The following is a 12439-nucleotide window of genomic DNA, read 5'->3' on the forward strand; positions in this document are numbered from 1 at the left end:
GGAACGCAAAATCGCTCAGGTAGGCTACTACCGTCTGAGCGGTTACTGGTTCCCGGCTCGTGATTTTGTACGAGACCACCTGCAGAATGTGGTGCTCTGCTAGGTGACCCAAAAGCCCCTTCGACAAAACTCCTTCCTTCCAGACACCACATTCGACGACGCGTTTAGCCTTTACCTTTTCGACAAAAAGCTGCGCCAGTTAATGCTTGATGCCATCGAGCGAATCGAGATCCACGTTCGAACTGTCACTGCCCATGAAGTCGGGTATTACGGGGCATTGGCCTATACGGATCCCAGTTTCATCGTCCCAAAGCAGACCCAAAACTGGACGGATAGAAGCAAAAGGCAACGCAACACCTGGTTAGAGTGGCTTGAAAGACAAAACGGTCTAGTTGCCCGCAGCCAAGAGGACTGCATTGAGTGGCACAAACGAAACCGCAAGGCGATTCCTTTCTGGGTAGCCATTGAGGCCTGGGACTTCGGTACGCTCTCCAAGTACTACGAGATACTCAAGGGCAACCATCAAAACCGTATCGCACAGCGCCTGGGTGTCTCGAACACCAGGACACTCAAGCTTTGGCTGCAAGAAATTAACACCCTTCGAAATCGCTGTGCACATCACAGTCGTATTTGGAACCAGGTGTCAGCGAATGCGCTCCCTGACCTTGCTGCAGAGCCATACTTCCAAACGTTGAAGTTGGATCACAGTGCACTCACCCGTCTTTATGGACAGATCGCTATCATCTGGTTCCTGGTACAGCGTATCGGACCAAGCTCAGACTGGATCCGACATGTAGCGGATGTCATAGATTCCAAAACCGAACCTTCCTGGGTGCCCGTTCGGGTCCCTTGGGCTTCCTTCTGAAGATGGTTTTCCGCGGCACTTGTTCGGCATCTGAAATCCCGTCTTTAATCGTCCGGTGAACGGCGGTGAGTAGGGACGCGATATTCCAGGCGGTGCGCAGGAATGCCTTCTGTGGCAGCCCGACGAAAACTCACTGCCGCCGGGATCGTGGTCTGGATCATCTGAACCTTCGGATGATCAGCAAAGGTTTCGGTCAGCGTGTGATAAATCAGGTTTGCATCATTGGTTGCATCAAGCTTGTTGATCACGACATTCAGCATTGGCGTCACTGCGCCCAGTGCTGCCAACGGCTCAAGGTCTCGATAAAGCTGAAGCATCCCACGCTGCAACTCTCGTGCAGTCAGCATATCCGGGGTGATGGGCGAAATCGCCATGTGTGCCCCAAGCAAGGCCATCTCCAGCACGATGGAGCGAGCTCCTTGGGTATCGATCAGAATCAGATCAAAGTCCTGCTCGAAAGCAGGCAACAGATTCTTGAGACGAAGACGCCTGTCAGCAGCATGCCGCGACAGATTTCCCAACTGATTGAACGGATCATTGGAGTGGATCAGCGAGAGATTAGGAGTGCAGGTCCGCGAAATGACCTGGTCGGCCCGAGTTTCGTTATTCGCGATCAGTGGATAGGTGCCACCAGGCGCCTCATGCGATAGCGCATAAAACGACGACAGCGACGGCTGGTTATCCAGATCGATGAGCAGGGTACGGATCCCTGCATCGGCGCAGAACGCGCCCAGATTGACGCCAACCGTGGTTTTACCCGGCCCGCCTTTGGTTGAAACGACCGCAGTGACTTTCATGATATTGACCTCGGAATCGTAGGATTTGAGATGCTTTCATGCAGGTCACGCTGTGCGCTTTGATCACCCCGGAAAATCCAAGGCAAAAAAAAGCCTGCATCGCTGCAGGCTTTTCCCTATCTGGCTCCACGACCTGGACTCGAATAGAAAAGTAAGCGCATGTTTTACAATGAAATTATGCTGAGTTCTAAAATTTCTATCCCTACGATTATCCTAAACAATCCCATGTTTTATGCGAATTCTTTCGATACCCCATGAGCACGGCAGCAGCAAGCTGTCGCAAAATCATCAAACGTCCAAGCAATCGCCCAGTAGAGTCGACGAGGGAGAAGAAGCTCTCCCAAATCGATTAATGGCTCTTTCGGTACTCAGGCTCAAGCAGCTCCACATCCATACCGGTGCCAATCTGCGGAAGCTGGTTGAGTGCCGTCACGATAGGATCAAGGTCCACGTCACGAGAGAACAGATAGATACGAGTACCGTATCCTGGATTGTGAATTCCTTTCCAGGCGGGAAGAGCCGACCGGTACCCATGCTCCTTGCACCACTCCTGTCGTGCGGACGTGAACTCAGGCAATGGATTGTCCGCATAGGGTTCATCACTGATGACAAAGCACCCCGCTTTGTCGATCCAACAGGCAACGTGATCTTTTCGAGGAATTGGGATTATCGATTCTTCCCCTGATAGGGTGGAGTCAGTTCTCGGAAACGCTTCGGCTTTCCACTGTATCGGCATAAGTCCCGTGGCCACCGAAAAACGTACAGTTCGAGCGGCGCGATAAGCCAGGAGTTCTGCAACGTAATCCTCAGATTGAGGTTCGTGGTACTGATAATGGTCTCGAGTGACCTTCCGGAACCCACGCAGGTAGCCACGCCGATCTTTGAGCCCAAAAAGATCTGGGAAAGGTGCTGGGAGTCTGACGGTTGCCGACTTCTCTCCTGATCTAAAAATACCCCTCTCAAACTTTTCCCACTTAACGGTAAAAGTTACTTGGTATTGAAATAGTGAAGTTTGAGGGGAGGGGATATTAAGCGTGTTGAAGGCATGGTTGTAAGTCTGGAAGCCGGCGGCTTTGGCTGCGGAATTCAAACAGTCGAATTGAGAGTGGCCGGTATCTTTCTTGATTTCCCTGGCCAGTTTCTTGATGCCGATGATGCTAGTGGGCTTGCGAATAGCTGAAGACATGGAGTTCTCCTAGCTCAGATGAAACGAAGCTCGCATCCGTCACTGAGCTTGAAGGACTCAGTCGTAGAAAGGGGTGACTCAACAGTGCCGCTGGGGGCGACTTAGCATGGCGAGCACGAGGCAGCTGTCACTGCCTTAATTAGAGAGTGCATGAAAGGATACATTACGTCAATTCGCGTGCTGCAGATCGACCTCGACGCCCAGCGCAGGGCGTTCTCAGTTGGGCCGGGCTGCCGCGCTGCGGATTGAGCCGAGTTGGCAGAGCCGTCATGAATCACCCTGAATCGACTAGGTTTTCATAAACACTTTCGACTACCAGCTTTGAGGCGCTTACAGACGACTGGACCTGAATGTCTCCTTTTGGCTGATTGCTGCCTGTCGCGAAGGGCTGAAATCGAGCCAAAACGTTCATTTTCGATAAAAAAATATAGTATTGTGATTGGTTGACGGCTAATGAACGATCGCTTGGTATTCGAGTGGTAGTCCAAATGTGTCGCGCAAATACTCGATATATCTAATCTCTTCTGCGCTTGCCACAGTTGAGCCTACGATAACTAATTTCGCGGCACGCTGATGGCCAGGCCAGTATGAATACTCCAATATTTGACCCAGTGCCTGTCGAATGCAAGCTCTCGCAGTGGATGCCGTCTTTATTTCATAGAACCAATAGCTCTCTCCTTGTTTGACTACAAGGTCTATGCTGAGCCCGTTTGCATATATTTCGGTGCCGACGTTTTCCTCTCCGTATATATTTGAAAGTTCGCTACACAGATTGCTCTGATAATCGTTATGTTTCAGTCGAATATCCAGCTCTCTTTGAGTTAACAGTCCTGAAGTTACTGATGGCTTTTTTGTGCAGCCCGCGCTGAACCTAAAATCGAAAAGCTTCTCTTTGATAGCTACACTGGGGTGACCACCCTCCGTGAACAAATAGATTGGGAGCAGCCGATCAAGGGTTTCCAATATCAGGCCATAATCAATACTGCTCTTCTCCAACCTCCCTCCAAGAAATATAAAAACACCTTCTCTTACTCGCTCTTGAGGAATAGACGAGGGCATGTACTCAGTGCTTCGGCCATCGCCTTCGTAGTGCCACATTCGCAAGTCTGAAAAATTCTCGCAATATTCGTTCAGATACTCATTGAATAGCGCTATTTTGGGGATCAGTATCTCTATACTCGGAAGAGACTGGCTGCACTCCAGGGAAAACGCGACACCGTATCTGAGGAAGTCGCCCTCAATACCGATGTTAAACTGAAGCTCTTTCCTGCCCCCATAATGCCATCCCCATTCTTCAAATACAGTTCTTCGATCGAATAGTTGACTGGATGAAAGCCTCGATTGGTTATTTATTTTTTTTCGAATACTCTGTAGCTTGCCAACTTCATATGTTTTTGACTTTTTGTTAATTTCCGCCGCTACATGTGCCAAGAAATGCATCAAACAGCTCCCTGTAGGTGATTGATCTAGGCTTGCAGGCTAACACACGCCTTGAAACGAATCGGATAGACGAAATTTTGAAGGTTTGGGGGCGAGCGACCGCTCTTGGCTGTGGATTCAACCGGTTGCTCAAGACAAGCGTTGGAGGATATCGACGGGGCCCCCGATACACTCGGCCGCTTGGGCAGGCTCACATTGTCAAATCTGATAATGTTGGCTCATGTGCCGTCGCATTGGAGCGCGTGCTTAATGCTTGTTACGAAATCGTATCAGAAGATTTACCCTTGGGATTAAGCCCGATGATTTCATTGAATTTTTCGATAACTGAATTCATCACCGCTTTCCTATCGTCTAGCTGATGTGCGTTTTCTTTCGCAATGGAATCGATAAATTCCGCAGAATTTAACGTCAAAAGCACAATTAATGCCTGCTGCCGGTGGGTTGCATAATTAAACATTTCATCGGCATCCGCTTTGGATAGCGGATTGACCAGTGGTTCTCCGGTAGCATAAACCAGATGCGCATAACGAAAAAAAACCTTCATCCACAGCATAAGTTGCTCGGGGATGAGCGGATTAATCTGATGGTACTGCTTGTAGCCGAAAATCAGCGCGTCATAAGTTTGCTCCCCATGAAATCCTATTTTGTGGCGCAGCAGCATTATTTCTTTTTTGTTTTCACTCCACAAATCAGAGATATATCCCCAGGAATCTTTGGCCTCCTGCGACAGTTCAGATAGTAGCTCTTTGGTAATTGTCAAAAAATTAGTAGCCTTTTTTGTCTCATCAAACATGCTATACAGATACGAATAGTAAATCGTTAGCAACGTATCTGTGGTTTGATTAGCTACAACCTCATTAGGGCAAGATTTGTTCGGGCCAACCAGTACTTCACCATGCAGAAATGCTTTATATGCCGTATGAATTTCCAACAAGCGCGCCCAGCGATGCCGCAATACTGCTAGGCTTTCAGGTTCGATCAACAAATCGTTCACAAATGCTCCCTGTTGCGGTGCTTTAGAACACTGACACATTTTTAGTACTCGCGTCCGAAACGACGATAGTGGCGCTCGAATGCCTACCGTCAAAATGCTCACCTGCCGGTGAAGCAATACGTCGGACTGAGCCATTGTACCGTTTGGCGTCACAGGCAAAATAGGACCTCGACACCCATTGGTAACGGGACGCACGACTAGCCGCTTGGGTCGACTCCGGCCTATTTCCACGTGCGGCAGTCGACCTATAGCCGTCGGTCGAGACAGACAACAATTGCTCAAAAAACGTATGGTAGACGCCTGAGTGGCATTTTGCTACTTTCGCAAAAAGGCTGGGTAAAATTGTAAAAAATTTAACTGCCCACTATTTAACTGCCCGACCTCACAGAGTTATTGCTGAGTATCTTTCTTGCACAATGCATAAGTAGAACGCGAAAGGAATAATATGCGCTATTTTGATTGCACAAAATTTGATTACAAAAATGCCGATAAGGATGATGTTGCAAGACTGGTTGAACGAGACAAGTCAGCATACAAGTACTCTTTTAGAGCCTGGATTGAAAATGAGATAGATAGTATTACAGAAAGAAAGTGGCAAATAGATAACATAGGCATTGTCGAGGAGGCAGGTGACTTTATTCGCCTTATAAAAGAGGCTGAGCTAACCTACTCTCTGGGTGCCTTCTACAGCACGATTTCTCTGGCAGGGATTGCCAGTGAGGATCTCTGCAAGTATTTCGCAAACCTCAATAATCAAAAAGATTTGCTGGAGATCACTCAGTTTAAGAGGCTTGAAAAACTAAAGGAGAGAGGTGTAATAACACCGCAGTCTCATGACGACTTTGACGCTATAAGAAAAATTCGAAATGACTGCCTTCACTTTAACGATGATTTTAAATCGAGAAATCGAAACGAGCTCAATGCAGAAGCTCTTGTTTGTCTAAATAAGCTAAAGTCGATCTATAAGGCATTATTTTCTGTCTTGAATACAAAATACAAAAAGGGTGAATTAATAAGTAAGATCATTGAGGATTTTGCGAGGCAGCAAGTCTATAGAACATCATTTGGAGATACTTTAAACCAAGAAGAGTTCACCATGAAGCTGAGGTACTTCATGGCTGAGGAGCTAGATATAGATGTAGCTATCGCTGGGTCCGGTCAAAAAATTACCCAGGTCGATATTTTTCGTATTGATGAAATCGACTTGCAGATAACTCCGAATGAGATGACTATCACACACACAAACTCAGGTCTCCCCTTCATTGTTGACCTCACAAGCAAGGATGTTTCTCAGTTGTTCGAGATGGAGCTTTCTGAAGGGGAAAAGATATTTGCCAGCATATACTCAATACTGAATCATCAGGGCATGACCGCTACCTGGTACTTTGAAGGGTTTCTAAGGATCGATGAATGAGTATGTACCTGTGCTTTGTGTGTCAAAGCCAGCCAGAACTCGGCAGCAGGCCTTTCTAGCGTCGCTTTTCTCTATGGTAGGTATAAATAAACTCCATGGCTGTGTAGCAATTTTGTTGACTTCGATCTTAGGCGCAGCTGCCGCTAATAAAAGGAATTTTCAGTTTGACCAATAACAGAAACTTGCGATGTTCTTGCGAATCCGGTAGAAAATTTAAGAATTGTTGCCTCATAGATAAAAAAACACCCACGTTGAGCGCCATTTCTCCTGAGCTTAACGAAAGACTTGATACGCCTTGTTGGTACCATGGGACGAAACAAAATTTTGAATCGTGGACGTTCCCCCCGCCAATGAAGCCGGGGGAAAATTTACTTGTTCCTCATACTGCTGTTTTCTTTACAAGTAACATTGAGTTTGCTAGAGGTGCTGGAGAAAAGATTGCGATAGTCTCGCTGAACTCTAACTCCAGAGTGCTCGATGCAACAGAAAACTACGATGATTCAGAGAGATTAAGAAAAGCAGTAATGCGAAATGAAATTGCCTCGAGAACATTGAATGTAGGTCGTGATTACTGGCATGCCGGATGGAAAACTGGTGATGTGTTAAGAATGGCTTTTACAGACCCGCAACTTGAGAATAACTTGAATGAAATGATCAGTAATCACTCAAGGCGGCTAAATGTTTCGCTAAAAGTGGCTTCAGCAATAGTCGGGCACAATGCAACTCGCGGCCTAATTGAATTAATTTGCATTACAGCTAGAAATTTAGGCTTTGATGCGTTGTACGGGCATGAAGTTGACCGTCACTCTATAGCGGGTAAAAAAATTGCGCAGCCTTGGCTAGCCGTCCTATCAAAGGGGGTGGTATCAGAACCTGAGTGGATATAAGACTTTGAACAAGGAATCGAGTTCATCACGCCATGGATATGCCGGCCGTGCCTGCACTCCTGGCATAATCTAAGTGTTAGGTAGCTACTTCTGAACGTCTGCATAGTCGTTAGCAGTCACGCACAAGCGACGGCTTTTGGTCGGTTGTTGACCTTCGCTTGGCGGTTGAACTGCCAGGGCTTTCCTAGGCGATGAGCAAGCAAGTGTACGGTCAGCAGATAGTAATAGCGCGTCGATTCAGCGTGCTGGTTCACATGGTGATTTAGGAACCATGTGAGATGCTTTTGCTGCCAAGTCCATGGATTGTCGCGTTGCCAGCGATCAGCTATTGCTGTTTGGATAGCCTTCGCCTGACGCAGGTGGCGTTGGCGTGTGGTATGAGATCCAGTCAGGACGCCGGCCAGGAACAGCTCCATATCGAATGCCTTACTCATGCTCGGGCCCCGATGTAAGCCGAAACTACATCGATACGACCGTGCCCCAGCTCATAGCTGATTTGTGCTCGGGCCTCCTGATCGAGGTGTCTGTCAAACTGGTAGCAACTGCCACCGTTGATGGGCGCAAGATGCTGGGTGATTTGCTCATAGCGTTCGCACGCATAGGTCGCCCGCAATTCGTGGAAGCCCTTGAGGTTGTGCGTATGGAGAATCTCCCGTGCGGGGCGAACGATTACCTGTTGGAAATCGAGGTAGCGTTCATTCGCTGCAAGCAGGTTACGGCTACCGTCAGGCGAAACTTGAAGGGCGAATGCCAGTGCGTCGCGGATGTGCTCATCCCCCGTGATCCACCGAGGGGCCGAGGCGCCGGATCGGCCACCTTTGGTACCGTCCTGGATGTTGATCTTGCCGAGTTGCTCGGCTTCCCGTTGCAGTCGGGGAAGGTCGGCCAAAATCGCCTCGCGCATGCGCATACCGGTTGCTCGGGCCAACTGCGCGATGGCGGCGGCGCGCGACAGCTGATGTCCGCAGAGCACGTCTACGACCCGCTTCACGTGTTCGTGGTCTTGGCCTTGCGGTACCGAGCGACGAACACTGGTGCGCCGCATTCCCAACGCCTTGCTCGGACTCACGACCTTCACATACTGATCACCGCGAAGCGCAGCCATGGTTCGGTTCACGCTGGACAACCGGTTTTGCGCGGTGGTGATGCCTATAGCGCCTTGTTCAACGTGCTGACGCAGATGTCCGGCGTAGTCCAGCAAGGTCTGCCGATCAATTTGTCGCGCATCGTTAAACCCAGGTCCATCCTCCGACCGACACCAGCGTACAAACGCCTGCCAGCGATCACTGTGCGCCTTGACCGTGCCGTAATGCCCGCCGCCAAACATGTCCCGCAACGCCTGTGGCCCGGCATAACTCAGTTGCCGGCCATAGCCAAAATTCCGCCCATCCCGTCTACCTACCAATCCCATGACCAAACTCCTCTCGAAACTAAACCCTTGAAGCTTTCCCCACGTCATCCCGCCAAGGATGTTGAGTGTTATCAGGGATCAAGGCTCCTGCGACCTGTGAGGGATGTCCACTAACGCGAGACTGGCGGCTCCTTACGACCGAGAGCTTGGGCATTTCATGATCTGGCCTCCTGAGCACTTCCGAAGAAGTGGGCGGGTGGAGGCTGCGCTGGTTGACGAGACTGGCGCCGCGAGATCCTGAGTCGGGTGACGGCAGTGAAGCAATGACCGGGGCATACCTGACTGTCAGTCAGGTGCAGTCCATTCCGTGGGCTGCGGCACCATCATCTGCATCGCTGTTGCGGGTGACTTCGGTGTTTGTCACGCCGATTGTCACGAGGGGAAATGCCGCAATGCCTTGTACGAGGTGGGCTGCAGCAGTGGTAGGAGCGCCCGTCTCTTTCCGAAAGAAAGAGACGGGCGCAGGTTGGCGCATGAAATGGCCAAGTGGATAAGTTGCTGCAGAACAGTTAGGAAGGGGTGTGAATTGCCGCAGTGGGCACTCTGCTAGAAGTAGGCATCCATCACATCGCTGTGACCGTGCGAGCCGCCGGACGCTAATCGCACTTTGGGAGAACCACCACGGTGTGGCGTAGCCTTAAAGGTTCTGGCTACCTGGGTTGCTGTCAACGACAGCGCTTTGCCCGACCTTTTCTACGCCTGTGGAGAATTCGGGTCAAGGCTCGAATTTTCGGGAGTTCTGCGGCTGTGGATGAAATTATCCACTAATGGAAATCAGTGGTTTTCCACAGACAATTGCGTGGGCTTTAGATTTTTTAAGTGAGGTCCATCCAAACAGGGCGGCTTTGCAGCCCTGTTTGGATGGACCCGCGTGGACAAGCGGATCACTGAGATAAAAGAACTGAGCGCTTACTCAGTTGCGCCACGTTTTGCATTTAGTCGAGAGACGTTCGCACCCGTCTGATTGGCGAATTCGCGTGGGCTGACATGCTTCTGCTGATTAGCCTCAAGGTAGCGACTCCACCAGTTCATGATCAGCCTGCGCTCCTCGATGAACTCGGCCTTGTGGATGTAGGCCGCTCGGACGTTGTTGCGTTCCTTGTGGCTCATCTGCCGCTCGATGGCTGTGTCCGTCCACAAACCCGACTCGATCAGTGCGCTGCAGGCCATCGAACGAAAGCCATGGCCGCAGATCTCGGTTTTGGTGTCGTACCCCATCTTCCGAAGCGCGCTGTTCACGGTGTTTTCGGACATTGGTTTCCAAGACTTGGTATCGCCTGCGAACACCAAGTCAAATTTGCCTGTGATTGCTTGGATCTGCTCGAGCAAAGCGACCGCTTGCGGCGATAAGGGTACAAGATGGATATCGCCGGCCATCTTCGTACCCCTTGTGGAAAAGGGTACGCCTTCCAATGCTGGTCGCGTGTCGGGTATTTCCCAGACGCCACGCTTGAGGTCGAACTCGCTCCAGCGGGCGAAGCGCAGCTCGCTGGAGCGTACAAACACGTGCAGCGACAGCAAGACCGTCAGCCGGGTAAGTGCGCGGCCTTTATAGGTGTCGATTCGTTCCTGCAATTCAGGCAAGCGCGATAAGGATAAAGCGGGGCGGTGGACGACCCGCGAGGCTTTGATCGAGCCTTCGAGATCGTAAGCAGGGTTTACGGTGATAAGCCGGAGGCGCTTTGCCTCGCGCATGATGCTCTGCAGGTAGTTTTGTACCCTTAAAGCAATGTCTATCGTTCCGCGCTTCTTGATCGCTTCCAGGGGCCGCATAAGGTCGTGGGTGTCTAGGTCGACAATGGCGCGGGCGCCGATCAGCGGGAAGAGGTGGGTTTTGAGGCGACTCATCACTGTCTTGGAATAGTCCGGTGCCCACTTGGCTGACATTTCCGTGTGCCAGTCCAGCGCAACGCTTTCAAAGGTGCGGCCTTTGATCAGAGCGTCCGTCTTGGCTTGGTTCTTGGCTCCTATGGGGTCAATTCCATCCGCCAGCATTCGCTTGACCTCCAAGCGCTTGCGGCGCGCATCGGCGAGGCCAACGATGGGGTAGTTGCCGAAAGAGGTCAGTCCTTCCCGGCCATCAGGTTTAACGTATCTAAGACGCCAGCCTTTGCGGCCATTGGGTTGGACTAGAAGGTAAAGGCCGTCGCCGTCGAAAAGCTTGTAGGCGCGGTCTGCGGGCTTGGCCGAACGGCAAGCGGAATCGGAGAGTGGAGCAGTGGTGCGCGACATAAGGGTACTCCCTTTAATCGAACTGACCTTTATCCCAAACTCTACCCTTAAAACGGCTGGTACCCATCGGAATCCGACGGAACGCCAAAACGAAAAAACCCGCCAGAAGGCGGGTTTTTCGGGTGTTTCAGAGATTTTGGAAGCCCTCTCTGGAACCTTGTCTGGCTCCACGACCTGGACTCGAACCAGGGACCCAATGATTAACAGTCATTTGCTCTACCAACTGAGCTATCGCGGAATGCGCCGTATGTTACTGATTGAAAAGGATAAGTCAAGCTTTGCACAGCATTTCGGCGGATTAATCCGGATGACCGGTCGAACGTTGCGGCTCCCTGGCCAATTCCAGCCAGGCCCGCGCGGCGGGTGGCAGGTGGGCGCTGGCGCGCCAGGCCAGGGCGATGTGCCAGTCGGTGTGGGGTTCGTCCAGGGGGATCAGGGCGATGCCAGCGTGTTGGTGCTTGTGGGCCAGCATGCGCGGCAGGAAGGCGACGCCGAGTCCGGCGGACACCAGGTCGACGATGAAGTCGATCTGCCCGCTGCGGGCGGTTATCTTCGGCATGACGCCTTTGCGCTCGCACGCTTTGAGGATCTTGGCGTTCAGGGCAAAGCCGGCTTCGAACAGGATAAAGGGTGAATCCGCCAGGTCAGTGAAGTCGATACTCGCGCGTGCGGCCAGCGGGTGGCCGATGGGCAGTACGGCCATCAGCGGTTCGTTGCGCACGGGTTGATAGTCGAAGCCTTCATCTATCGGCAGCAGGAGGGCCGCCAGGTCGACCTCCCCGGCGTCCAGGCATTCACGCAGTTTTTTGCTGCCATATTCGGTCAGTTCGATGTCGATGTCCGGGTAGCGGCTGCGGTAGGTGGCGAACATCGTCGCGAACACGACGCCACATCCCACCGGCGGCAGGCCGATGCGTAACACACCGCGCTTGAGGCCGCGCAGGTCATTGATTTGAGCGACGAGGTCGTTATGTTCAGCAAGCATGACCAAAGCGCGGCTGTAGGCGATTTCGCCGGCGGCGGTGAGTTCGTTCTTATGCCCCAGGCGACTGAGCAGCGGCGTGCCCAGTTCGTCTTCCAGGGTCTTGACCGCCTTGCTCACACTCGATTGGGTCAGGGACACCACCTCGGCGGCCTGGGAGAAGCCGCCTTGGCGCACGACTTCGACGAAGGCGCGCAATGTTCTGAGGTTCATCAGTATTCCTTTAGCGAC

General features: G+C 51.4%; 11 protein-coding genes and 1 tRNA gene. 3 read left to right on the forward strand and 9 right to left on the reverse strand.

What is annotated here, in order from left to right:
• Positions 1-103 precede the first annotated feature (103 nt).
• Entirely contained in the window at positions 104-865 is a 762-nt protein-coding gene (locus tag KSS96_RS19750; protein WP_225913298.1) for an Abi family protein, read from the forward strand.
• A 44-nt stretch (positions 866-909) separates the two neighbouring features.
• On the opposite strand, the gene KSS96_RS19755 is transcribed toward KSS96_RS19750, so the two are convergent.
• The 4 genes from KSS96_RS19755 to KSS96_RS19770 form a co-directional block, all read right to left on the reverse strand.
• Positions 910-1662 (reverse strand): ParA family protein, encoded by a 753-nt coding sequence (locus KSS96_RS19755; RefSeq protein WP_065877739.1) that lies wholly within the window; start codon positions 1660-1662, stop codon positions 910-912.
• Between the two features lie 349 nt (positions 1663-2011).
• Complete coding sequence (locus tag KSS96_RS19760) at positions 2012-2848, reverse strand: hypothetical protein (RefSeq protein WP_217855240.1); 837 nt, start codon at positions 2846-2848, stop codon at positions 2012-2014.
• Positions 2849-3298: 450 nt separating this feature from the next.
• The gene (locus KSS96_RS19765; protein ID WP_217855241.1) at positions 3299-4288 is read right to left on the reverse strand and encodes a hypothetical protein; all 990 of its coding nucleotides are present in this window, start codon (positions 4286-4288) and stop codon (positions 3299-3301) included.
• Positions 4289-4544: 256 nt separating this feature from the next.
• On the reverse strand, positions 4545-5282 hold the full coding sequence (locus KSS96_RS19770) for a hypothetical protein (RefSeq protein WP_217855243.1): 738 nt from the start codon (positions 5280-5282) through the stop codon (positions 4545-4547).
• A gap of 445 nt (positions 5283-5727) precedes the next feature.
• On the opposite strand from KSS96_RS19770, the gene KSS96_RS19775 reads away from it, so the two are divergent.
• Positions 5728-6696, forward strand: a complete 969-nt coding sequence (locus tag KSS96_RS19775; protein WP_217855244.1) for a DUF4145 domain-containing protein — start codon at positions 5728-5730, stop codon at positions 6694-6696.
• A gap of 251 nt (positions 6697-6947) precedes the next feature.
• Complete coding sequence (locus tag KSS96_RS19780) at positions 6948-7583, forward strand: hypothetical protein (RefSeq protein ID WP_225913344.1); 636 nt, start codon at positions 6948-6950, stop codon at positions 7581-7583.
• Between the two features lie 116 nt (positions 7584-7699).
• Here the strand turns inward: KSS96_RS19780 and KSS96_RS19785 are convergent, their stop codons facing one another.
• From KSS96_RS19785 to KSS96_RS19805, 5 genes are all read right to left on the reverse strand, one after another.
• Entirely contained in the window at positions 7700-8017 is a 318-nt protein-coding gene (locus KSS96_RS19785; protein WP_217855248.1) for a hypothetical protein, read from the reverse strand.
• The gene (locus KSS96_RS19790; RefSeq protein WP_217855250.1) at positions 8014-8994 is read right to left on the reverse strand and encodes an integrase domain-containing protein; all 981 of its coding nucleotides are present in this window, start codon (positions 8992-8994) and stop codon (positions 8014-8016) included. Before KSS96_RS19790 ends, KSS96_RS19785 begins: the two co-directional genes overlap by 4 nt.
• A gap of 909 nt (positions 8995-9903) precedes the next feature.
• The gene (locus tag KSS96_RS19795; protein WP_217855252.1) at positions 9904-11226 is read right to left on the reverse strand and encodes a tyrosine-type recombinase/integrase; all 1323 of its coding nucleotides are present in this window, start codon (positions 11224-11226) and stop codon (positions 9904-9906) included.
• 162 nt (positions 11227-11388) lie between these two features.
• Positions 11389-11464 (reverse strand) — tRNA-Asn (locus tag KSS96_RS19800).
• Positions 11465-11524: 60 nt separating this feature from the next.
• On the reverse strand, positions 11525-12421 hold the full coding sequence (locus KSS96_RS19805; RefSeq protein WP_065877741.1) for a LysR family transcriptional regulator: 897 nt from the start codon (positions 12419-12421) through the stop codon (positions 11525-11527).
• Positions 12422-12439 lie beyond the last annotated feature (18 nt).

The organism is Pseudomonas asgharzadehiana, assembly GCF_019139815.1.
Classification (GTDB): domain Bacteria; phylum Pseudomonadota; class Gammaproteobacteria; order Pseudomonadales; family Pseudomonadaceae; genus Aquipseudomonas; species Aquipseudomonas asgharzadehiana.